The sequence below is a fragment of the Altererythrobacter sp. KTW20L genome (assembly GCF_023501975.1).
GTDB lineage: Bacteria > Pseudomonadota > Alphaproteobacteria > Sphingomonadales > Sphingomonadaceae > Alteraurantiacibacter.
Genome location: NZ_JAMFLH010000014.1, coordinates 1 through 21,914, shown reverse-complemented (window position 1 = coordinate 21,914; position 21,914 = coordinate 1). Strand labels below are relative to the sequence as shown.

Genomic DNA, 21,914 nt, shown 5'->3' with positions numbered 1-21,914 from the left:
GCTTGACGGATTTTCCAGCCGGTTTCGCTCAGCCCGCCGCCCTGACGATTTCGGCCCAGGCCGCCTCGTCGATCACCTCGATGCCGAGAGCCGCCGCCTGCTTCAGCTTCGATCCCGCGCCGGGCCCAGCCACGACCAAATCCGTCTTCGCGCTCACCGTGCCTGCCGCCTTGGCGCCGAGCCTCTCGGCCTGGGCCTTGGCCTCGTCACGGCTCATGGTTTCAAGCTTGCCGGTGAAGACCACGGTCTTGCCCGAGACTGCGCTGGCAGTGGTTTCCACCACAAAGTCGGGCGGCGAGACTTCGGACAGCAGGTCTTCCCACACCGCCACGTTGTGCGGTTCATGGAAGAAGTCGTGGAGCGCTTCCACCACGGCGGGACCGACACCGTCGATGGCGGTGAGTTCGGCGAGGGCATCCTCCCCGGACCGGGGAGGGGGACCATCCGCAGGATGGTGGAGGGGCGAGAGACCGGGCGCCCCTCCACCACCTTGCAGGTGGTCCCCCTCCCCCAGGTGGGAGGACCCCGCAGCTTCCACTATTTCGCGCAGCGTTTCCAGCCGCACGAAGCGCTTCATCAGGTCGCGCGCTGTCACCGCGCCCACGTGCCGGATGCCGAGGCCGAACAGCAGGCGCGCGGCATCGGGGCTTCGCCGCGCCTCGATGCTTGCCAACAGGTTGTCCACAGACTTGTCCTGCCACCCCTCGCGCCCGACGATCTCGGCGCGGCGCTGTTTCAGGCGGAAGATGTCGGCCGGGCTTTCCAGCCAGCCTAGCGCGAAAAACTCGTCGATGGTCTTCTCGCCCAGCCCGTCGATATCGAGCGCCGCGCGGGAGACGAAGTGTTTCAGCCGCTCGGTCCGCTGCGCCGGGCAGACGAGGCCGCCGGTGCAGCGCACATCGACTTCGCCCTCTTCGGCCACAGCCTCGCTGTCACATTCGGGGCAATGGTCGGGGAATGCGTAGGCAGGCCGATCCTCCTCGCGGGTCAGGTTTTCGACCACCTGCGGGATCACGTCACCGGCACGCTGGACCACCACGCGGTCGCCCGGACGCACGCCGAGCCGCGCAATCTCGTCACGGTTGTGCAGCGTGACATTGGTCACGGTAACGCCGCCCACCAGCACCGGCGCGAGCCTGCCCACCGGCGTCAGCTTGCCGGTGCGCCCCACCTGGATGTCGATCCGCTCCAGCGTGGTCTCAGCGCGCTCTGCGGGAAACTTGTGCGCAATGGCCCAGCGCGGGGCCTTGGCGACGAAGCCCAGCCGCCCCTGCCAGTCGAGCCGATCCACCTTGTAGACCACCCCGTCGATCTCGTAGCCCAGCCCCGCGCGGGCGGCCTGGATGCTGCGGTATTGCTGCAGCATTTCCTCGACCGAACGGCACAGCACAAGGTCGGGCGAGACTGGCAGGCCCCAGCTTTCGATGGCCCGCATCACCTCCATCTGGGTGGCCCCCGGAACCGCGCTCGCCGCGCCCCAGCCGTGGGCGAGGAAGCGCAAGGGGCGGGCCTTGGTGACGCTGGCATCCTTCTGCCGCAAGGAGCCGGCAGCGGCATTGCGCGGGTTAGCGAAAAGCTTTCCACCGCTGGATTCCTGAGCCGCGTTGAGTGCGGTAAAGTCCTGTTTTGACATGTAAACTTCGCCGCGGATTTCGAACACGTCGGGCACAGGCCCACCCCCGGCCCCTCCCGCAAGCGGGAGGGGAGACAGGCGCTGCGGAATGTCGGAAATATGCGCCACATTGGCCGTCACATCCTCGCCCACCTGCCCGTCACCGCGGGTGGCGGCGCGGACCAGCACGCCCTTTTCATAGCGCAGCGAACACGACAGGCCGTCGATCTTGTCTTCCGCCGTGAACACCACTTGCGTCTCTTCCGGCAGCGCGAGGAACCGCCGAACGCGGGCGACGAATTCCGCCACCTCCTCATCGGCAAAGGCGTTGTCGAGGCTCATCATGCGAACCTCGTGAAGCACCCTAGCCAGCGATTTTGAGGAGGGAGCACCAACAATCTGGCGGACGCTGAAGAGATCTTCTTCATTGAGGACTAATGAATCCTCGATCTCTTGCGCTCGCCTTTTAAGTGCATCAAATTCTGCATCGGAAATAATCGGGTCATCCAAATCGTCGTATTGATACCGATGAAATCTAATCTTTTCCGTTAGCTCGGACAGTTCTTTAGCAAGAGGAACAAGCTCTCGCTGTCTCTTTTCGGTACGCTTGAATTTTTCGTGCTCTTTCCGAGTATCAATTGCCATGTGAACACACATCAAAAAAATTAAATGATATAGAAATAACAAATATGTGAGCAAGAATTTCCCGATTTATGGCATCTCGCGGGAGAAGCCAACTTCGCTCACTCCGCCCCCAACAGCCGTTCATCGCGCTCGAAGGTCCAGGCGCTACCATCCCACTCCATCGTATAGCGGTTCGACGGGGTGCTTTGCGCGCCCGACATATAGCTGGCGAAGCCGCTGCACCGTTCCGCATCGGCGCAGGTGAAGCTGTGGACCGAGAATACCAGCGCAGGTTCGCCGCTGACGGCATCCTGCCAGCCGCCATCAATCAGCGCGCAGCCCGACAGCGGAGAGAGCGCTTCATAGCGCATCATCAGTTCGCGTTCGTCCCCGGGGTCTTTCGCCACCTCCTCGCGCCCGTCGCTCACCGCGATGCACACCGTGGGCCGCGTGGCGACATCGCTGGCGAAGTAGTTGGCCAGCAGGTGATCGGCGAGCGCCAGCAGCGGCTCCGACTTGTCGGCGGCGAGCGCAGGCAGGTTGGAGCCACTATCGGACTCGCGTCCCTTTTCCTCCTGATGGGTGCAGCCGGCAAATAGGAGTATGCAACCTAGAACCGACGCACTTGTGATCTTAGGCACCATTTATCTCCAGACACTTAAAAAATAACGATTTGCTCCAAACTCAATCAATCTCAACACTGAAGGTGTCCGCACTGAGTTTGGCTTGACGAACTTTCACCCAAGGAGCTGCGCTTTCCACACTTTCTCTAATACGCTGAGAATCTTCCTTCTCGCATCTTGCGCCAATTATTATCTCAAATAGACCCCGACTTTTGTAGATCACATTAGTCATGTTTATAGTCGAATAGACTAATCGCACCTCTTCTTCATATGACCAGTCAGAGGGTTTAACGAAAAATAGCGATTTGTACAGTTCGCTCCGAAGTCTAATCCTATCTTCAGAATGCTGAACATTCGCAGGAACTAATGCAATGCGAGAAAGTAAGCTAACAGGGACAACCGGCCTTGATTGCGTATAACGCACCGTCCCAATGGTGACATTTCGAACATCGAATGCCCTTACATTGAAGTGAAAACAAGCGCCTTGTGAGAATTTGCATAATGCGACCACAGAAGGTGAGAATCTGCTCTTTTTGCAAACGATACAATTCTCGCGTTTTCCACCGTATTTTCTAATCTTTTTGTTATTATGCTTTGGCAATCATCAAAATCGATTGCATATTTTTCTTTCCGTTGGTCCTTTATTATTCCGTCATTGTCGAAGAATACAGAACAATCGGCAAACGTCTCTTCCGAAAAATCATCGAATATCCGAGGGGAACCCTCCCAAGGGTCATTCAGCGATCTTATTGTTGAGCCAATTATAGAGCAATCAACTAATGTCTTCTCGAAGTAATTCCAAGATTGCTTTCCATCCAACGATATATATTTGTATATCGATTCATAATCACTTGTGCCAAACCGAATTTTCAGTCGTCTTCTCTCCTCAGCCGAGAGTCGGTTGTCCATCACACTCCCTCCAGCAAGCGATCCGCCTGGGCGCGGGCCTCGGCGGTTATTTCGGCGCCGCTCAACATGCGGGCGATCTCTTCCTTGCGGCCTCCGGCATCGAGTTGCAGCACGGATGTGCGCGTGACCGTGCCGGTCGAGCTCTTGGCGATCAGGTAGTGCAGGCCGCCGCGCGCTGCCACCTGCGGGCTATGGGTGACCGCGAGCAACTGCCCGCCGCCATCCGGTCCGGTGTTGGCGAGCCGTTCCAGCCGCTCGCCAATGGCGCTGGCAACGGCCCCGCCCACGCCGCGATCGATCTCGTCGAATATCACCGTGGCCGCCCCGCCCTTTTCCGCCAGAGCCACCTTCAGCGCCAAGATGAAGCGCGACAGTTCGCCGCCGCTGGCGATCTTGTTCAAGGGCGCAAAGTCGGCGCCGGGATTGGTCGAGATGAGGAATTCCACGCTGTCCATGCCCGCCGGACCCCAGCGGTCCTCGTCCATCACGGCGACAGCGGTGCGGAACCTTGCCGCGTCCAGCTTCAGCGGTGCCAGTTCCGCCGCGACGGCCTCGTCCAGTTGCAGCGCGGCGGAAACGCGGGTGGAATGGAGCGCCTCGGCGCGGGCGAGATAGACCTGCCGCGCCCTGGCTGCGGCCGCTTCCTGCGCGGCAAGGTCCGCCTCGCCATGCTCGATCGCATCGAGCTGTTCGCGCATGGCAAGCATCAGGCGGCCAAGGTCATCGGGCTGGCAGCCGTGCATGCGGGCGAGCGCGCGCAGTTCGAACAGGCGGGTTTCCATCCGGTCGAGATCTTCGGGATCGAACAGCAGGGCTTCGGCGGCGGCGGCCAGCTTGTCCTCCGCCTCGCCCGCCTCGATCACTGCGCGGTCCAGCGCGGCCAGGGCTTCGGCCAACAGCGGGTGCTGGTCGGCCACGCGATCAAGCTTGCGGGCGGCACTGCGCATCTGTGCCAGCGCGCTGTCGGACCCGTCCCAGAACTTGCGCAGGTCTTCCAGCTCTTCGGCCAGCTTCTCGCCCTTCTGCATATCGGCGCGGGCCAGAGCGAGGCGCTGTTCCTCGCCTTCTTCCGGCGCGATTGCGGTGAGTTCGGCGAGGTGGGCGAGCAGCAGGTCCTGTTCGGCGCTGGCGGCGGTGATGGCAGCACGGCTCGCTTCCAGCCGGTCGGCTGCTGCCTTCCACGCCGCATGGGCTTCGGCCACGCCCGCCACATCACCCCCGGCGAACCGGTCGAGCAGCATTCTATGGCCGCGCGGGTTAACCAGGCCTCGATCATCATGCTGGCCGTGCAGTTCGACCAGCGCGCCCGAAATCTCGCGCAGCAGGGCTACGCCGGTCGGCTGGTCGTTGATGAAGGCCTTGGACCCGCCATCGGCCTTGAGGCTGCGGCGGATGATCAGCGGTTCGCCCGGTTCGATCTCCAGCTCCGCCCCGGCCAGCGCGGCGGACACGGCATCGGGCAGGCGGGCGAATTCGAAGGTGGCAGTAACGCTGGCGCTATCCTCGCCCGCGCGCACCAGGCCATTGTCCGCCCGGTTGCCCAGCACCAGGCCCAGCGCGTCGAGCAGGATCGACTTGCCTGCCCCGGTCTCGCCCGTCAGCACGCCCAGACCCGGCCCGAAGGCGAGGTCGAGCGCTTCGATCAGCACGATGTTGCGGATGGCGAGCGATGTCAGCATGCCGGATCAGGGTTAAGCCGGACCCGGCCGAATCGCAATCACTTGCGCGGTGACAACGGGGGATCAGCCGCCTTGCGCGACGTTCTCCAGCCCCACGGCGGGACCGTGGCGGCCGATCAGGCGATAGGCCCGCTCGTACCACTCGTCGCCGGGATAGTTCGCGCCAAGCACGGCGGCATAGCGCTGCGCTTCTTCGGGGATGCCCAGCGCCAGGCTGGTTTCCGCAAGGCGGAACAGGGCTTCGGGCGTGTGGCTGGTGGTCTGGTAGGTTTCGATCACTTCGCGGAAGCGGTACTGCGCCGCAAGCCAGTGGCCGGCGCGCTCGTAATAGCGGCCGATTTCCATTTCCTTGCCGGCCAGGTGGTCGTTCACGAGGTCAAGTTTGAGGCGGGCATCGTTGGCGTACTGGCTTTGCGGATAACGACGGATCACCTCGTTCAGCGCGCGCTGCGCCTGCAGGGTAATCGCCTGGTCGCGCTGCACGTCGCTGATCTGCTCGTAATAGGACATGGCGATCAGGTAATAGGCATAGGGCGCGTCGCGGTTGCCGGGGTGGATCGACAGGAACCGCGTGGCCGACTGGATCGACTGGTTGTAATTGCGCTGCGCGTAATAGGCAAAGGCGCTCATCAACTGGGCGCGGCGGGCCCAGGGAGAATAGGGGTGCTGGCGCTCGGTCTCGTCGAACAAGGCGGCGGCCAGGGCAAGGTCGCCCCGGTCAAGCCGGGCCTTGGCTGCATTGTAGAGCGATTCCACGTCACGCGCGACATAGGCCGTTTCCACCCCGCTGCCACCGCCCCGCGATGCACAGCCGGTAAGGGCAACAGCAGACATGGCGAGCACGCCGAGCGACAGGATCCTGGTGTTCGAAAGCCTCATGGGGACCAGCCTATAACCAGCCGCCACGTGAACGCCAAGTGAAGTTGGTGTCAAAAGCAGCGACCAGCACCAATTCGGGTTCTTCAAGCCCGGCCCGACCGTGGCCTGCCGGTGAGGCGACCCGCCCTGTTCGCGCTGGCGGGCCTTGCCTATGCCATGCTGCGGATGCCGAAGGTGGAGGAGCCGGAAGCGGAAATCACCGCAAAATTCGATTGATAACATAGGTTAGTCGCCTTCCGGCAAAAGCAGTGCAATAGGGCCATGGGTTGGTGCACTTGCGTGCCGGCGGTCGCTTGGCGCGCGCTGGCGTATCGTGCTAGCCGCAGAGTCCGTGACGGGGGGATACCATGAGTGACTCGATGCAAGGCCTGGCATCCCCGCTTCCAGCCGCCGTTTCCGATGCCTATCGCGCGGTCTTCGACCATGCCGCTGTCGGTCTCGCCCGCGTAGCGCCCGACGGATCGTTCATCGAGGTCAACGACTGCGTCTGCCAGATCACCGGCTATCACCGCGAGGAACTGCTGGGCATGAACTTCCAGGCCATCACCCATCCCGATGATCTGGGGGAAGACCTGGCCAATACCGAGATGCTGCTGTCGGGCAGCCAGCAATCCTATGCGATGGACAAGCGCTATGTCCGCAAGGACGGATCGACAGTGTGGGTGCGGCTTTCGGGTTCGCTGATGCTGACCGCTGCGGGCGAACCGGACTATTTCGTCAGCGTGATTTCCGACATTTCCGCCAGCAAGGCAGCCGAGCTGGAATTGCAGAAAACCGAGCGCCAGTTGCGCCGCGTGCTCGACCAGCTGTTCGCCTTTGTCGGCCTGCTGACGGTCGATGGCGTGGTCCTGCACGCCAATGAAGCGCCGCTGAAGGCCGCCGGAATCACCCTGGGCGACGTGGTCGGCAAGCGGTTCGAAGATGCCTGGTGGTGGTCTTACGATCCGGCGATCCAGGAGCAGGTCCGCCAGTCCATCGCCCGTGCGGCAGCGGGAGAACTGGTGCGCTTCGACGTGCCGGTGCGGATGTCCGAAGGGCGGCTGATGTATATCGACTTCCAGCTTTCCCCGATGCGCGACGAGGACGGCAGGATCATCGGCCTCATCCCTTCGGCCATCGATATCGACCAGCGCAAGGCGGCCGAGGAACACAACCAGTTGCTGCTGGCCGAGCTCAACCACCGGGTGCGCAACAGCCTCACCATCGTCCAGCATTTCGCCCGCCACGCCTTTCGCTCAGTTGCCGATCCCGGCGGCGCGCTGCCCACCTTCGAACGGCGCCTTACGGCGCTTGGCGCGGCGCACACCCTGCTTACCCAGGCCCAGTGGGAGCCGGTTTCGCTGGCCGATCTGATCGCGCGGACCGTGGCGGCGGCCTGCGGGGGCGCGGACCGGTTCGTGATCGAAGGCCCGCTGGTAGTCCTGCCGCCGAAGACCGCGGTGACCCTCAGCCTCGCCCTGCACGAACTGTGCACCAACGCCGTGAAATATGGCGCGCTGTCGACCGAAGGCGGCACGGTCCAAGTGGCCTGGGATATCCCCGGTTCGGAGGCGGATAGCAGCGAGGCCGATTTCCTGCTCATCTGGCGCGAGGTCGATGGCCCTGCCGTCTCCCAGCCGGAAAAGAGCGGCTTCGGCACCCGGATGATCGAGCGGGCGCTGGCCCAGGAATTCCATGGCGAGGTGAATATGGGTTATTTCCCCAGCGGTCTGGTCTGCACACTGCGCGGCAGGGTGCCCGTGGCCGAGAGCCGTCCGGCATGAACGGCCTTGCGGGAAAGCGGATCCTGGTGGTGGAAGACGAGTTCTTCATTGCCGAGATGACGAGCGAGATGCTGACAGACTGGGGGGCGACAGTGGTCGGCCCGGCCTATACCCTGGCCGAGGCGAAGGAACTGGCCGAAAACCGTGAGCTCGATGCGGCCGTGCTCGACATGAACCTGCACGGCGACCCGGTCGATGCCATTGCCGATGCCCTGAACGCCAGAGGCGTGCCCTTTGTATACGTGACCGGCTATGCCGGCGTCGGGACCGATCCGGTTGCCGCCCCGGTGCTGGGCAAGCCGATCGACGGCGAGGAACTGCGCGTGGTCCTGCTGTCGCTTATGGCGAACCCGGCCTGAAGTCGATCAGGAACCTAATCCCGCCTGAAACCCTTGTCCTTTTGGGATCACCAAAAGGGACCGATAATGCGCGCGACTGGCTGGATTGCACTGTACCTGGCGATCGTAACCCTGCCGCTGCTGGTCCTGCTGTTCGGTGACGATGTGCCGCCCGGCTACGAATTCGGGTGGGATTTGGCCAAGGCGCTGGGTTTTGCCGCCATGTCGATGTTCGGCGTGCAATTTGCCCTGACCGCCCGGTTCCATGCCGCCACTGCCCCGTTCGGCATCGACATCATCTACTTCCTCCACCGCTACCTGGCGATTGCCGCGCTGGTCCTGGTGCTGGCGCACTTCGCGATTTTCTGGATCTGGTATCAGGACAGTCTTGGCGAATTGAACCCCTTGGTCGCGCCGTGGCACATGACCGCCGGGCGCGCGGCACTGCTGGCATTTATCGCAGCAGTAATAACGTCGGAATTCCGCGAGAAGCTGCATCTCGAATACGGCCTGTGGCGCTTTGCCCATATCGTGCTGGCCGTCGGCGGCTTCGCCCTTGCCGCCGGGCATATCCTTGGGGTCGGCTACTATACCGAGGCACCGCTGAAGCGCGCGCTGTGGCTGTCGTTCACGCTGTCGTGGGTGCTGCTGATCGTGTGGGTGCGGATCGTGCGCCCGGCCATACAGCAGCGCCGTCCCTACCGGGTGAGCGAAGTTCGCCAAGAGGGCGACGACGCCTGGACCCTGGTGCTCGAACCCGAAGGTCATCGCGGGTGGCGCAGGTTCCAGCCCGGCCAGTTCGCCTGGCTCACGCTGAAAGCATCGCCGTGGCTGACGAAAGAGCACCCGTTCTCGCTATCCTCCGCCCCGCACCAGCTTCCCACGGTGGAAATGACGATCAAGGATCTGGGCGATTTCACCGGCACCATCAGTGAGACCAAAGTGGGCGACAGGGCCTATCTCGATGGCCCGTTCGGCATTTTCAGTTACCAGCGCGTTCCCCGCGCGGAAGGCTTCGTGTTCATTGTTGGCGGGGTCGGGATCACGCCGGTCATCAGCATGTTACGCAGCATGGCGCATGAGGGCGAGACCCGCCCGGTCTGGCTGTTCTATGCCAATCCGGACCTTGGCAGCGCGCTGTTCAAGGATGAGATCGACACCCTCGCCCGCCAGCTCAATGTGCAGGTGCTGCACATCGTGCAGGAAGCCCCGCCCGACTGGACCGGCCACACCGGCCTGCTGACCCAGGAGATGCTCGAAGAGGAAGTGCCGGAGGAATTGCGCCAAAAGCTTCACTATTTCCTCTGCGGTCCCCCGCCGATGCTGGAGGCTGCCGAGGCCCACCTCACCGCCCTCACTGTCCCCCGCCGCCACATCCACGCCGAGATCTTCAACCTTTAGGAAGGAACCCCCCGATGCGCCGGAGAAGAGCCTTGCTGCTGGTTGTCGTCACCGTGCTGCTGGTGCTGGTGCTGGCCCTCGGCTTTGCGTGGATCCAGCCGAAGGGGGGGTAAGAGCCTACTCCCAGAATGCCACGCTGCGGCATTCGATGCTCTCGCGCACGTTGGCACCGGGTTCGCTGCTGTCGCGGAAGGCCGAGTGGGGGCAGCGCCAGGTTTTGCTGTGGTCGCTGTCGTGGAACTTGAACAGCAGCGCGTCGTCAGCCGTCATGCCGCGGAAATACCACCAGCGGTGGCCGGGATGATAGCTGAAGATCGTGGCGGCCAGCTTCTTGCCCTCGTCCGGATCGGGCGCGGTCAGGGCGGCGCCTTCGGGGAACTGGTCCACGATGTAGAGGGTGTTCGATTTCTCGCTCCCGCCGAAGCTGGTGCGGCCGTCGCACAGGGCCAGCGGCACGTCCTGCGGCGGGGGCGAGAAGGTGCGCCAGAAGCTGGAGATGAGGAACCGCTTGTAGCCCGGCCCGTCGGGGAAATGGGTGCGATAGGTATGTTCGGCCATGCGCCCCGCCGTAGCGGTGTTGATATCGACGTGGGCCTCGCCCGCAGGCGGCTGGGTGCCGCCCGAGTGCTGGTAGTTTTCGACCTTTTCCTGTTTGTGCTGCGACAGGTCGGCGCTGGTGCGGATCATCCAGCCGCGCGCCACGCACTTGTCCGCGCCGGTCAGCGCCAGCACGTTGCGTTCCACCTCGCGCTCGTACAATTCCTCGACACTGGCCTTGTCGTGGAAGTCGCTCACTGCGCTCGGCAGGTGGGCGATGGTGAAGCCGTGGGTATCGAGCGCAAAGTGCTCGCGGATCGGCATGCCGTCGCGGATCGTCACCTCGTGGTCGGAATAGGTGCCGGTATTGATCTCCTCGCCCTGGCTGACATAGCGCCGGGTGACGAAGTCGCCTTCATCGACATAGCGCATCATCGCCCGCACCTGGCGGGCGTGGTCTTCTCCATTGTCGAGCGCGCGGGTTGCCATCGTCATCCTCCTGCCGGTCGCGAGCATATCGCGACTCTATCGTTCGTTACAAATAGTGCCATGCACCACTGGCGGGGCGCAAGCGCCAGCGCTAGGATGGGACCAAGAAAAGAACAGGGAGAGGAAAAAATGAGCGCCTTGCCGCCGACAGTGGACGATTCGCCGATCTGGGATATCTGGCTGTCGCAGTTCCGCCTGCCGATCATCAACGTCAATTGCGAGGTGGGGACGTTCGCCGCGCTGTCCGATGGCGCCTATTCCACCGACGATCTGGCACAGGAGCTGGGCGTCGATTCCCGCGCGCTGGCGATGCACCTGGCGGCGCTGTGTGCCATGGGTATGGTCGAAAAGCGGCTGGGCCAGTGGCGCGCCACCCACCTCGCCCGCACCTGGCTACACCCGGAAGGCGAAGGCTACTGGGGCCACTTCTGCAAGCAGATCGACAACAACACCCTGCTGCAGGAACGCCTGCTGGAATCGCTGCGCACCGGCAAGCGGCCCGGCTCGGCCGGTGAAGGATCGGGCGACGTGACTGAACGCCCTGCCGAGTGGGAGCGCGGGACCATGTCGGCCGAAGCCGCCCAAGGCATCGCCACGTTCATGCACGCCCACAGCCAGGCCCCGGCACTGGGCGCGGCGGCGCAGCCGGTGTTCGGCACGCTCGGTTCGCTGATGGACGTGGGCTGCGGATCGGGCGTCTATGGCATCGAGATCGCGCGGGCCAATCCGGGCCTGAAGGTCGTGCTGATGGACCTGAAGGAAATGGCCACCGAAGCGCAGAAGTTCGTCGATCGGGCGGGCATGGGCGCGCAGGTGACAACCGCCGGCGTCAACATGTTCACCGAGGAATGGCGGCGCGGGCATCACGGGCACTTCTTCTCCAACGTGTTCCACGACTGGTCGGACGAAACCAACCGCCTGCTGGCGAAAAAGAGCTTCGATGCCCTGCCCAGCGGCGGGCGGATCTTCCTCAACGAGATCCTGATGGACGACGAAGGCACCGGCCCCTTCCCCGCCGCCGCCTTCAGCCTGCTGATGCTGGTGGGCACGCTGGGCAAGCAATACAGCCTGCCCGAATTCAGGGACATCCTTGAAAGCGCAGGCTTTACGCAGGTTTCGGCAGAGCGCACCGGTGGCGGGTACTATTCGCTTGTTTCTGCGGTGAAGCCCTAGGCACTCATGCCTAGTGGCCGGATGACGCGCGCCAAACCCTGCCGGGCCTAGAGCTCCGCCCCTGTCCATTGCCGGAAGGGGTTGCCATGCCTGCCAGATTTATTGCCTCGCTTGCCGCCGACCGGAGCGGGGCGACCGCAATCGAATATGCGCTGATCGCCTCACTGATCGCTGTAGCGGCAGTCGGGGGCTTCGTGACACTGGGCAACCAGGTGGGCACCACTTTCACCGACGTGGAAGCCGCGATCAGCGAGGCCATCGCCTGACACGGCTCGCTTTCTTGCCACCGGGGGGGCATTTGTGGCAAAGTCACGCCCTGATCGGGGGATTGAGGATATGCGGCAACTGCCACTGGGACTGACGCTGGCCGGACTGCTTCTGGCAGGCACAACAGCGCCTGCCGTGGCCGAAACGCTGGAAGAACTCGATGCCCTGTCTGACCTGACCGCAACCGAGGCCGGCGGCATTGCCGCTGCGCGCGAGGCGGCGGGGCGCGGCGAACTGCTCGATGCCCTGGCCATGCTCGAACGCACGCTCGGCGCATTCCCCCGCTCGGCCGAAGCGCTGCTGCTCCACGCGCAATATCTCTGCGCCATCGATGACCGGCAGGGCGGCCTGGTGGAGCTGCGGCTGCTGCGGGAACGGGACTACCAGGACAACGCGCTCGAAGATGTCCGCACTTTCTGCGGGGGGAACTGAGCCATGATCCGCACCCCGCGCCCGCTCGCCCTGCTGGCCCTCGGCACCGCGCTCGCTGCCCTGGCCGCCCCCGCCCATGCGCAGGAACGGGTCGAGGTGGGCAATGCCGCCAGCGTGGTGGGGCAGGTCCGGCTTGGCGCCGGCCCCACGGCCCAGCCGCGCCAGATCGAGCGCCGCCAGCGCATCGCCTGGGGTGACCGGATCGAGACCGGGCGGGATTCGCAGCTGCAGATCCTCCTGCTCGACCGTTCGACCTTCGGCATGGGCGCCCGCTCGCGCCTCACCATCGACCGCTTCGTCTATGATCCGAACGAGGGCCGCTCGCTGTTCGCCACGATCACCCAGGGCGCGCTGCGGTTCTTTTCGGGGCGCAGCAATGCGGCCGACACGGCGGAGATCACCATGCCTTCGGGCCGCATCGGCATCCGCGGCACCGCGCTCGACATGCTGGTGGGCGAACGCGCCCGTGGCATTGCGCGGGACGAACCGGCCGTCGAACGCGGCGGCATCGACCGGGACGAGGCAACGCTGGTGGTCCTGCGCGGCCCGGGCGAGAATACCGCGGGCGGCCTCACCCCCGGCCTCGCCACGGTCACCGCCGCCGGCGTCACCGTGGTGCTCGACCGGCCGGGCCTTGCCGCCTTCATCCCCCGCAACGGAGCGCCGCCGCAAGGGCCGTTCCAGATCAGCGATGCGGGGCTTGCCCGCGTGCAGGCGCGGGTCATGCCCGCCGTGGCCGATGCGCGCGGCGGTGACGGGTTCCTCAACACGCTGATCCCCGTGGCCGTGGGCGCGGCGGCCGTGGTGGGCGCAGCCGTGCTGCTGTCCGGCGGTGATGATGACAACGACGATCCGGGCCCAACCGGCGCGCAGGGTCCGGGCACCAGCCCCACCGCACCGCCTTCGCCCAACCAGGGACCATAGGTTCCACGAGAACCCTTCGCCCGCTGGGGCATTGATCCGCCATGCCACCTGCCAACCCCGCCCGTCCTGAACTGATCCCCGCCCCATGACTGCAAAGCGCAAAAGCCGCTGGCCGCGCCGCTTGGCCTACGCCCTGCTGGTCCTGTGCCTGCTGGCGGGAGTCGCGCTGGCGGCTCTGCACCTTACCGGTCATTCGCCCGCCGCCATGCTGCGCACCTACGACCTTGAACGTGACGCCCGCGCCATCGCCCGGCAGACCGACCGGCAGGTGCGCAGCGCCACCGACAATGTCGCCCGCGAGCTTGGCGGAGCAGCCCTGGCCCACACCATCCGCCTGTCGCGCAACCAGGCCCGCACCGAACGCACCCTGCCCATTCCCGACGATATCCGCGAGCAGCTCGAACCGCACTTCACCTCGATCGATTTCGACCACGTGCGGTGGAAACCCGCCACCGGCAGCATGAACCTCGGCACGGTGCTCACCACCTGGTACCTTACCGAAGGGGCCGTGGTGCTGGAGGACGTGATCGTGTTCTCCTCCGTCCGCGGCACCCGCGACCTGCGACTGTGGGCGCATGAACTGACCCACGTGGTGCAATACCAGGAACTGGGCGTGGACCGCTTCGCCCGCACCTATGTGCTGGGCTACACCGGACTGGAAAAGCAGGCAGAGGATAACGCGCTGCGGATCATGGCCAAGCTGGCGGGGGATTAGGGCAGGCATGGCTTGCGATGCAGGACGGCGCGCTGCAAAGTAGAGCGCATGACGCCACAGGATTTCATCGCCAAGTGGCGCGCAGCCGACCAGAAGGAACGGTCCGGCTCGCACAGCCACTTCAACGATCTTTGCGCCCTGCTCGGCCTGCTCGATCCGATCACCGCCGATCCCAAGGGCGAATGGTTCGCCTTTGAAAAGGGCGCCAGCAAGACCACCGGCGGCGAAGGCTGGGCAGATGTCTGGCGCAAGGAATGCTTCGCCTGGGAGTACAAGGGCCAGGGCAAGGATCTGAACAAGGCCTATGCCCAGTTGCAGCAATACAGCGTGGCGCTGGACAGTCCGCCGCTGCTGATCGTGTCCGACATGGATCGCATCGTGATCCACACCAACTGGACCAACACCGTCCACGAGGTGCACGAATACACGCTGGAAGACCTGCTGGATGGCAATGTCCGCGAACAGCTGAAGCGCGCCTTCACCGATCCCGAACACTTCAAGCCCAGCAAGACCCGCGCCGCGCTGACCGAGGAAACCGCCCGCGAATTTGCTGGGATTGCCCAGCGCCTGCGCGATCGCGGGCACGAAGCGCACCGCGTGGCGCACTTCGTCAACCTGCTGGTGTTCTGCATGTTTGCCGAAGACACCGGCCTGCTGCCCGATAACCTGTTTACCCGAATGCTGGACCTGTGCCGGACCGATCCTGACAGCTTCGCCGAACATGCCGGAACGCTGTTCGGCGCGATGGCGCAACAGGGCGGCAAGGTGGGGTTCCAGCGGATTGACTGGTTCAACGGCGGCCTGTTTGCCGATGATCACGCCCTGCCCGTTTCGCGGCAGGACGTGGAAGACCTGCACCGCGCCGCCCAGCGTGACTGGTCGCAGATCGATCCATCCATCCTTGGCACCCTGTTCGAACGCGGGCTGGACCCGGCCAAGCGCAGCCAGCTTGGCGCGCACTATACCGACCGCGAAAAGATCATGATGATCGTGCAGCCGGTGATTATCGACCCGCTGGAGGCCGAATGGGCCGAAGCGCTGGGGAAAATGACCGCGCTGGTCGATGCCATGCCGCGCCGCACGGCGGAACGGCTGCTGTCCCCTGCCGAAAAGCGCAAGGGCGAAAAGCTGCTGGCCGATGCCGGCGCCATCCACCTGGCCTTTATCGAACGGCTGGTGAACTTCCGCGTGCTCGATCCCGCCTGCGGTTCGGGCAATTTCCTTTATGTGGCGCTGAAGGCGCTGAAGGACATCGAACATCGCGCCAATCTGGATGCCGAAGCGCTGGGCCTGCCGCGCGGCTTCCCGAGAGTTGGCCCGGAGAGCGTGCTGGGAATCGAATTGAACCCCTATGCCGCCGAACTGGCGCGGGTCTCCGTGTGGATCGGTGAAATCCAGTGGATGAAGCGCAACGGCTTTGATGCGGCGAAGAACCCGATCCTGCGGAACCTCGATACGATTGAATGCCGCGATGCCGTGCTGGATTGGGCCCCCCCTACTTCGTCACCCCGGCCCCCGAGCCGGGGTCCCGCTGCTTCAGGCGGCGAAGACAACAGCGGGACCCCGGGTCAAGCCCGGGGTGACGGGGAAGAGGGGGCGGAAGTTAATTCAGGCCCGCGTCGCGCAAAGTGGCCCGATGCTGACGTGGTGGTGGGCAACCCGCCGTTTCTTGGCGACAAGAAGATGATTGCCGAGCTGGGCGAGGATTATACCCACGCCCTGCGCAAGGCGTGGCCCCAAGTGCCCGGCGGAGCTGATTTGGTTTGCTTTTGGTTTGCTGCTGCTTGGGACAGGATCGTGGCGCGCAAATTGGAATGAGCTGGCTTTGTTGCGACGAACTCGGTCCGAGGCGGAGCAAATCGTATCGTGCTTAGAGAAGTGGTCGAACTTGGCCAAATATTTGAAGCATGGAGCGATGAGGGCTGGACAGTCGACGGTGCGGCGGTGAGAGTCTCGCTCGTGTGCTTTAGCCTTGTCGGCAATAGGTCTAGCCGGCTCAACGGAAATATCGTCACGCGAACTCTCGCTGACCTTACTTCCAACAACGATTCGTTCGACCTTTCGTCAGCGGTGCCTTTGAGATCAAATTCTGGGCAAGCCTTCATTGGCGACCAAAAGAACGGACCATTTGACCTTTCTGGCGAGCTTGCTCGCGATCTTTTGGTGAGCAGAGGAAACCCTAACGGAAAGCCAAACAGGGATGTCCTTCGCTTGTGGATGAACGGGATGGATGTCACTCGGAGGGCGAGTGGGAAATGGATAATCGACTTTGGCACCGAAATGTCGAAGGACGACGCCATGCTGTACGAGCAGCCGTTCGAAATCGTGCACGCACTGGTTCGACCTATGCGAGAGAACGTACGCAGGGCTAACCATCGCAACAATTGGTGGATTCACGGCGAGGCCCGACCCGGTATGAGGAGGGCGCTAGCCTCACTTTCTCGATATATTGTAACTCCAAGAGTTGCGAAGCATCGTCTATTTGCTTTGCTAGACAGCGCAGTTTTACCCGACTGTCAGCTTGTTGTTATAGCCCGCGACGACGACACCACCTTCGGCGTGCTCCACTCGCGCTTCCACGAACTGTGGTCACTCCGCATGGGCACTTTCCTCGGCGTGGGCAATGATCCGCGCTATACCCCGTCCACCACCTTCGAAACCTTCCCCTTCCCCGAAGGCCTGACGCCAAACATTCCCGCCGCAGACTATGCCGCCGATCCTCGCGCGCAAGCCATCGCCGCCGCCGCCGCGCGATTGAACGAATTGCGCGAGAACTGGCTCAATCCGGCGGACCTGGTGGTGCGGGTGCCCGAAGTGGTGCCCGGATACCCGGACCGCGTGCTGCCGAAGGACGAGGCAGCGGCCAGGGAACTGGCCAAGCGCACTCTCACCAACCTCTACAACGCGCGCCCCGCATGGCTGGACAACGCGCACAAGGCCTTGGACGAGGCCGTGGCCGAGGCATACGGCTGGGGTGACGACTGGCGCGCAGGCCTGTTGACCGATGACGAGATACTCGCCCGCCTGTTCCGCCTGAACCAGGAACGGGCGGGGTCGGCCTGACGCCCCGTCACTTCTCACTCGCCCGGAACACCCCGTCCCACCCCGCCCCCGGCGGATTGGCGCGCAGGCTGGCCACGCGGGCGCGCATGATGTCCTGCAAGGGGGCGAGGCCGAGTGCATCGTAGTCGGCCGAGGCCAGCGCCGCCTCTGCCGCCTGCCAGTCCTGCGCGCGGGTTGCGGCCAGGAACATGGCGTGGGTCTCGGCGAGCGCGTGGAACTGCGGGGTGGCGGCCAGGGTCTCGTCACCCAGCAGGGCGTGGATCGTCTCGGGCGCGTCGCGGCCCACCACCTGCACGCGGTCAAGCTCGATCAGGGCGAAGTGGCTCAGCTCGGCCGCCAGCGCGCTGCCGGTGACAATGCTCACGCCATATTGCTTGGTCAGCCCCTCCAGCCGGCTCGCCATGTTCACCGTGTCGCCGATCAGAGTATAGGACAGGCGCTGGCGCGAGCCCATGTTGCCCACGCAGCACAGCCCGGAATTGAGGCCGATCCCGATGGTCACCTCGCCCGGCCAGGTGACGCCGGGGGTGCCGGGCATCGTGCGGTTGAGCTCCCCGGTGCGCGCCACCATCTCCAGCGCGGCGCGGGCGGCCTGGGCGTGGTGGTCGGGATCGTCCAATGGCGCGTTCCAGAAGGCCAGCACGGCATCGCCGATATACTTGTCGAGCGTGGCGCGGCGGGCGAGGAGTATCTCGCTCATCGGGGTGAGGAAGGTGATGAGGAAGTCGATCACCTGGCGCGGGGACAGGCGCTCCGATATGCGGCTGAAGCCCCGGATATCGGCCATCAGCACGGTCATGTCGCGCTCCTCCCCGCCCAGCTCCAGCTTGCCGGGGTCCGCCGCGATCTGCCGCACCAGTTCGGGCGAGAGGTATCGGTCGAAGGCGCTGCGGATATAGCTGCGCTGCCGCTCCTCGCGGTAATAGGCGCTGACCGTCTGCACGGCATAGACCAGCGCCACGGCCACCATCGGCCATGTCGGATCGAGCAGCAGGCGCGCTTGCGTAAAGGCCAGCCAGCTCGCCCCCGCCACGCCAGCAATCCCCGCCAGCGCCGCCACCGCGCCCCACAGCGCGCCAAGCCTCGGCGTGACCAGCGCCAGCGTCAGCCCCAGCAGCAACGTCAGCACCAGCTCCAGCCCGCCCGCCCAGTCCGGCCGCTGGAGGAAGTGCCCCGCCAGCACCTGCCGCGCCGCCTCGGCATGGACATTCACCCCGGCGGTGAGCGGGCTGAGCGGCGTAGAGACAAGGTCCTGCAAGCCCGCCGCGCTCCCGCCAACAAACACCACGGCCCCGCCCACCCGACGCGCCAGCTCGGCATCGGACAGCGCGCCCGTCACGATCGGCGCGGCGGATAGCGGCGCGGGGTTGCTGGCGGCAAAGTGGACCCACATCTCGCCCGCGTCCGTCACCGGAATCTCGCGCCCCGCCAGCCGCACGGCCACGGCCGCCGCATCGCGCGTGGTCGCCTGCCCGCTGCCGTCGCTCGCCAGCAGCACGGGCGAGTCTGCATCCAAGGCCAAGCGCAGTGCCTCCAGCCCGAGCGAGGGGATCGGCACGCCGCGATGCAGCGCCACCAGCGGCACGCGGCGCACGATCCTGTCGCCATCCCCCTCCAGGCTGACAAAGCCGTTGCCCGCCGCCGCCGCCTCAAGCACTGGCAGCGGCTGGAGCGCGCCCTGATAGGCCTCCAGATGCGCCACCGGTAAAGAGCCCTGCACCGTCCACCCCACCTTGGGCTCGAAAGCGCGGCCCATCGGGCGGCGGTCGAGGAAGGTGGCGGTCACCACGGGCACGGCGGCAAAGGCCTCGGCCAGCAGGGCATCGTGGCCGGGCAGGGCCTCCAGCGCGGCGCGCACGGCGGGGTCGGCCTGCCGCCGGGCGAGCGCATCGGGCGAGGTGCGGTCTTCCTCCGAAAACACCACGTCGAAGGCCACCACGGCGGCGCCCGCCTCCCCCAACCGGCGGGTCAGGGTAGCCAGGTCGGTGCGGGGCCAGGGCCACTGGCCGAGCTCGGCGATCGAGGCCTCGTCGATATCGACCACGACCACGCCGCCATCCCCCTCGGCACTACGGGGAGCAGCCACCTGGAACATGTCGAACACCTGCAGCCGCAGCCGCTCCATCGGCGCGGGATCGAGCCACTGCAACAGCACCAGCAGCGCCAGCACGGCCAAACCCGGCCCGATCCTGATCCACCGCTCCATGTGCTCCCCTCCTCCGGCCTAGCCTAACCCCTTTCCTACAGCCCGCAAGCCGCTCCATGGCCCTCTCCCCCCTCCCCGCAAAAGCCCTTCCCCATGACCACCACGCCCGACGACGACGACCAGCCCAATCTCCCCGCCACCACCCTGCCCGAGTTCGAGCCCGTCCCCCGCCGCCGCATGCGGCAAGGCGGGTGGAGCGCGGAACGGCAGCGCGAATTCATCGCCTGGCTCGCCCGCACCGGCAGTGTGCGCGCCGCCTGCCGCCGCATGGGCGTGGGCGAATACGGCGTCTATGACCTGCGCCGCCATCCGCAGGGCGCCAGCTTCCGCGCCGCGTGGGAGGCCGCGCTCGATATCGGCGTGCAGATGCTGGAGGACGTGGCCATGGACCGCGCGCTCAATGGCGTGGAGGAGCAGGTGTTCCACCAGGGCGAACTGGTCGGCACGCGCCGGGTCTATAATGACCGGCTGCTGATGTTCATCCTGCGCAACCGCGCCCCCAAACGCTTTGCCGCCGATGGAGCCAGGGGCATGAGCGCGGTGGACCGCCAGACCCTCGCCCGCCTGAAACGCGAATGGCGCAAGGAATGGGAACGCGAACAGGTGCTGCTGGCCGCCGAGCAGGATGCCCAGGTGCTCGAAAGCCTCAACGCCAAGCTAGACCTCATCCGCCACCGCGAGGAACAGACCGCCGCCCTCCTGGCCGAAGACCTGCCGGACGAGCACGACCCTGACAGCGCGGAAAACTGGACCTGCCCCCAACCCCCGCAATGGCTGCAAGACCAATGGGCCGCGCGCGAGGCCAAGGCGCCGGAGGACGAGCGGGGGTGGCGGTTGAACGGGCTGGGGGAGCGGTGGCGGGAGTGAGGTGCCTAGGCCTATAAAAATCAGATCTTTCGTAAAGTCCCGTCAGCCAGGGCGCCGCTTAATACAGAACCTAAGCCACCCCGAGCTTTACTCGTTGCAATGGTCAGCTTCTTCGAAGCACGGCTCGCACCAAGATATACGCGGGAGACATACCGACGACGCCCACCCACACTCAAATTATCTTCGCTTAGATCGACTTCATCTAAATGTATTATGTAAACCGACGAAAATTGAAGACCAGCAACGTATTCCGGCATACTGAAAATCACTTTGCGCTTCGCATAGCTCAGTTGCCTGAGATCCTCCCGCGTTGTCATTGGTACACATTTCTCAAGAATGCGCGGAGCCTTCCTATATCGATCAAAAAGATTCTCAGACGCGCACAACACCGCAACGTCACGACCACCACCCTCAAGATGCCGAGCATCTTCAACTGCCTGTTCAAAAATGGCGTTTACGAGACTAACATCTGTTTCGAATTCGATGCACGTTGGAATTTCGCCGCTGTCTTGCGAAGACTGGGCCTCATAGGCCTGAAATTCACCTTCCAGATCCATTGCTGGGAATGCACCATCTAATGATTGCAAAAACTGGGCAATCTCGGGAGTGGCGCGGTAAACTTGTTTGAGATCAACGGGTACTGTTTCACCTACTCCTGGATTGCGAAACCGTTCCACACCACCGGAAAGACCTGCATCAGAGACGCTCTGCTTTAGGTCATAGGCCATTATCAACGGCCACTTCTTCTGAAACGAAGCGCGACTTTTAAACAGATTGTGCAATGTCATTGCCTCAAGTCGCGTGAAGTAATGATACTCGTCGACGAATATCACATCGAAGCCAATCCTGTCACGTAACTGTGACCATTCATGAGTGCTAAGGTATCGACTATAATCAGCGATCATCTGATCCATACTCAGGAAGCTCTGCTCCCGCAGAGCAATTCGATAGCACTCGTGGATCTCCAATATCAACGAAACATCCTCTGCGGACTCAAGTTGCATTTGCCACTGCTCGCGCGGTGCCCGACAATATGATTCGCCCTCGGTCGTACCTTTCCTAATGTTATCTGCATCAAGTACACATGCGAATTCATTCATGACGTCATCGACCACAGTGGCCCTCAAGTCCAAATCCGTCATGGTTCTCAATAACGAAGAATTACGTTTTCTAGCCTCAATCACAATTGTGGGATTTCGTAGAATGGAATCAATAGCATCATTTATCATGATGCGCTGGAGTTGACGCCCATCCCGGCCGTCGAGGGAAAGCGGCATTAGCCCCTTATCAGCATAGCCAAGTCTCTCTTGAGCGAGCTCGTAAAGCGTGCCAATCCAAAGGCGCGGTGACCATCAGGTGTGCGCATATTCGCCCACTTTTCACTTGGATCAAGCGTAGACATCATCCCCCGCA

The 21,914-nt window shown here is 63.8% G+C and carries 19 protein-coding genes; 11 read left to right on the top strand and 8 right to left on the bottom strand.

Annotated features, from left to right (window positions below; all coding sequences use genetic code 11):
* Positions 1 to 28: 28 nt before the first annotated feature.
* The 5 genes from ligA to M3P36_RS13585 form a co-directional block, all read right to left on the bottom strand.
* Positions 29 to 2,257, bottom strand: coding sequence for an NAD-dependent DNA ligase LigA (ligA, locus tag M3P36_RS13605; protein WP_283773495.1), 2,229 nt, complete (start codon positions 2,255 to 2,257; stop codon positions 29 to 31).
* A 98-nt stretch (positions 2,258 to 2,355) separates the two neighbouring features.
* A complete protein-coding gene (locus tag M3P36_RS13600) occupies positions 2,356 to 2,880 on the bottom strand; it encodes a hypothetical protein (RefSeq protein ID WP_249704239.1) in 525 nt (174 codons plus the stop codon).
* 438 nt (positions 2,881 to 3,318) lie between these two features.
* The gene (locus tag M3P36_RS13595) at positions 3,319 to 3,768 is read right to left on the bottom strand and encodes a hypothetical protein (RefSeq protein WP_249704238.1); all 450 of its coding nucleotides are present in this window, start codon (positions 3,766 to 3,768) and stop codon (positions 3,319 to 3,321) included.
* Complete coding sequence (recN, locus tag M3P36_RS13590) at positions 3,768 to 5,447, bottom strand: DNA repair protein RecN (RefSeq protein ID WP_249704237.1); 1,680 nt, start codon at positions 5,445 to 5,447, stop codon at positions 3,768 to 3,770. Before recN ends, M3P36_RS13595 begins: the two co-directional genes overlap by 1 nt.
* 63 nt (positions 5,448 to 5,510) lie before the next feature.
* Positions 5,511 to 6,326 (bottom strand): outer membrane protein assembly factor BamD, encoded by an 816-nt coding sequence (locus tag M3P36_RS13585; RefSeq protein WP_249704236.1) that lies wholly within the window; start codon positions 6,324 to 6,326, stop codon positions 5,511 to 5,513.
* A 347-nt stretch (positions 6,327 to 6,673) separates the two neighbouring features.
* Between M3P36_RS13585 and M3P36_RS13580 the strand changes: the two genes are divergently transcribed.
* From M3P36_RS13580 to M3P36_RS13570, 3 genes are all read left to right on the top strand, one after another.
* Positions 6,674 to 8,089 (top strand): sensor histidine kinase, encoded by a 1,416-nt coding sequence (locus M3P36_RS13580; RefSeq protein WP_249704235.1) that lies wholly within the window; start codon positions 6,674 to 6,676, stop codon positions 8,087 to 8,089.
* Positions 8,086 to 8,448: a response regulator gene (locus tag M3P36_RS13575; RefSeq protein ID WP_249704234.1), complete on the top strand. Its 363-nt coding sequence runs from the start codon at positions 8,086 to 8,088 to the stop codon at positions 8,446 to 8,448. The genes M3P36_RS13580 and M3P36_RS13575 overlap by 4 nt, the downstream gene beginning before the upstream one ends.
* A gap of 66 nt (positions 8,449 to 8,514) precedes the next feature.
* Positions 8,515 to 9,828, top strand: a complete 1,314-nt coding sequence (locus tag M3P36_RS13570) for a ferredoxin reductase family protein (RefSeq protein WP_249704233.1) — start codon at positions 8,515 to 8,517, stop codon at positions 9,826 to 9,828.
* 117 nt (positions 9,829 to 9,945) lie between these two features.
* Here the strand turns inward: M3P36_RS13570 and M3P36_RS13565 are convergent, their stop codons facing one another.
* Complete coding sequence (locus M3P36_RS13565; protein WP_249704232.1) at positions 9,946 to 10,854, bottom strand: CmcJ/NvfI family oxidoreductase; 909 nt, start codon at positions 10,852 to 10,854, stop codon at positions 9,946 to 9,948.
* Between the two features lie 129 nt (positions 10,855 to 10,983).
* On the opposite strand from M3P36_RS13565, the gene M3P36_RS13560 reads away from it, so the two are divergent.
* The 7 genes from M3P36_RS13560 (at position 10,984) to M3P36_RS13530 (ending at position 17,428) form a co-directional block, all read left to right on the top strand.
* On the top strand, positions 10,984 to 12,027 hold the full coding sequence (locus M3P36_RS13560) for a methyltransferase (protein ID WP_249704231.1): 1,044 nt from the start codon (positions 10,984 to 10,986) through the stop codon (positions 12,025 to 12,027).
* Between the two features lie 86 nt (positions 12,028 to 12,113).
* Complete coding sequence (locus M3P36_RS13555; protein ID WP_249704230.1) at positions 12,114 to 12,293, top strand: Flp family type IVb pilin; 180 nt, start codon at positions 12,114 to 12,116, stop codon at positions 12,291 to 12,293.
* 34 nt (positions 12,294 to 12,327) lie between these two features.
* Positions 12,328 to 12,726 (top strand): hypothetical protein, encoded by a 399-nt coding sequence (locus M3P36_RS13550; RefSeq protein ID WP_249704229.1) that lies wholly within the window; start codon positions 12,328 to 12,330, stop codon positions 12,724 to 12,726.
* Between the two features lie 3 nt (positions 12,727 to 12,729).
* A complete protein-coding gene (locus M3P36_RS13545; protein ID WP_249704228.1) occupies positions 12,730 to 13,650 on the top strand; it encodes a FecR domain-containing protein in 921 nt (306 codons plus the stop codon).
* Positions 13,651 to 13,735: 85 nt separating this feature from the next.
* Positions 13,736 to 14,365 carry an eCIS core domain-containing protein gene (locus M3P36_RS13540; protein ID WP_249704227.1) on the top strand — a complete coding sequence of 210 codons (630 nt, stop codon included), beginning with the start codon at positions 13,736 to 13,738 and terminating at the stop codon, positions 14,363 to 14,365.
* A 48-nt stretch (positions 14,366 to 14,413) separates the two neighbouring features.
* On the top strand, positions 14,414 to 16,183 hold the full coding sequence (locus tag M3P36_RS13535) for a DNA methyltransferase (protein ID WP_249704226.1): 1,770 nt from the start codon (positions 14,414 to 14,416) through the stop codon (positions 16,181 to 16,183).
* Positions 16,184 to 16,924: 741 nt separating this feature from the next.
* Complete coding sequence (locus M3P36_RS13530; RefSeq protein ID WP_249704225.1) at positions 16,925 to 17,428, top strand: hypothetical protein; 504 nt, start codon at positions 16,925 to 16,927, stop codon at positions 17,426 to 17,428.
* A gap of 7 nt (positions 17,429 to 17,435) precedes the next feature.
* Here M3P36_RS13530 and M3P36_RS13525 read toward each other — a convergent pair whose 3' ends face one another.
* Positions 17,436 to 19,634 (bottom strand): CHASE2 domain-containing protein, encoded by a 2,199-nt coding sequence (locus tag M3P36_RS13525; protein ID WP_249704224.1) that lies wholly within the window; start codon positions 19,632 to 19,634, stop codon positions 17,436 to 17,438.
* 93 nt (positions 19,635 to 19,727) lie between these two features.
* On the opposite strand from M3P36_RS13525, the gene M3P36_RS13520 reads away from it, so the two are divergent.
* On the top strand, positions 19,728 to 20,501 hold the full coding sequence (locus tag M3P36_RS13520) for a hypothetical protein (protein WP_249704223.1): 774 nt from the start codon (positions 19,728 to 19,730) through the stop codon (positions 20,499 to 20,501).
* Positions 20,502 to 20,521: 20 nt separating this feature from the next.
* On the opposite strand, the gene M3P36_RS13515 is transcribed toward M3P36_RS13520, so the two are convergent.
* On the bottom strand, positions 20,522 to 21,778 hold the full coding sequence (locus tag M3P36_RS13515; RefSeq protein WP_249704222.1) for a hypothetical protein: 1,257 nt from the start codon (positions 21,776 to 21,778) through the stop codon (positions 20,522 to 20,524).
* Positions 21,779 to 21,914: the final 136 nt, after the last annotated feature.

Excerpts from the sequence above, each read along its gene's own strand:
- ligA (WP_283773495.1), bottom strand. The coding sequence starts at position 2,257 with ATGGCAATTGATACTCGGAAAGAGCACGAAAAATTCAAGCGTACCGAA.
- M3P36_RS13600 (WP_249704239.1), bottom strand. The coding sequence starts at position 2,880 with ATGGTGCCTAAGATCACAAGTGCGTCGGTTCTAGGTTGCATACTCCTA.
- M3P36_RS13595 (WP_249704238.1), bottom strand. The coding sequence starts at position 3,768 with ATGGACAACCGACTCTCGGCTGAGGAGAGAAGACGACTGAAAATTCGG.
- recN (WP_249704237.1), bottom strand. The coding sequence starts at position 5,447 with ATGCTGACATCGCTCGCCATCCGCAACATCGTGCTGATCGAAGCGCTC.
- M3P36_RS13585 (WP_249704236.1), bottom strand. The coding sequence starts at position 6,326 with ATGAGGCTTTCGAACACCAGGATCCTGTCGCTCGGCGTGCTCGCCATG.
- M3P36_RS13580 (WP_249704235.1), top strand. The coding sequence starts at position 6,674 with ATGAGTGACTCGATGCAAGGCCTGGCATCCCCGCTTCCAGCCGCCGTT.
- M3P36_RS13575 (WP_249704234.1), top strand. The coding sequence starts at position 8,086 with ATGAACGGCCTTGCGGGAAAGCGGATCCTGGTGGTGGAAGACGAGTTC.
- M3P36_RS13570 (WP_249704233.1), top strand. The coding sequence starts at position 8,515 with ATGCGCGCGACTGGCTGGATTGCACTGTACCTGGCGATCGTAACCCTG.
- M3P36_RS13565 (WP_249704232.1), bottom strand. The coding sequence starts at position 10,854 with ATGGCAACCCGCGCGCTCGACAATGGAGAAGACCACGCCCGCCAGGTG.
- M3P36_RS13560 (WP_249704231.1), top strand. The coding sequence starts at position 10,984 with ATGAGCGCCTTGCCGCCGACAGTGGACGATTCGCCGATCTGGGATATC.
- M3P36_RS13555 (WP_249704230.1), top strand. The coding sequence starts at position 12,114 with ATGCCTGCCAGATTTATTGCCTCGCTTGCCGCCGACCGGAGCGGGGCG.
- M3P36_RS13545 (WP_249704228.1), top strand. The coding sequence starts at position 12,730 with ATGATCCGCACCCCGCGCCCGCTCGCCCTGCTGGCCCTCGGCACCGCG.
- M3P36_RS13540 (WP_249704227.1), top strand. The coding sequence starts at position 13,736 with ATGACTGCAAAGCGCAAAAGCCGCTGGCCGCGCCGCTTGGCCTACGCC.
- M3P36_RS13535 (WP_249704226.1), top strand. The coding sequence starts at position 14,414 with ATGACGCCACAGGATTTCATCGCCAAGTGGCGCGCAGCCGACCAGAAG.
- M3P36_RS13525 (WP_249704224.1), bottom strand. The coding sequence starts at position 19,634 with ATGGAGCGGTGGATCAGGATCGGGCCGGGTTTGGCCGTGCTGGCGCTG.
- M3P36_RS13520 (WP_249704223.1), top strand. The coding sequence starts at position 19,728 with ATGACCACCACGCCCGACGACGACGACCAGCCCAATCTCCCCGCCACC.
- M3P36_RS13515 (WP_249704222.1), bottom strand. The coding sequence starts at position 21,778 with ATGCCGCTTTCCCTCGACGGCCGGGATGGGCGTCAACTCCAGCGCATC.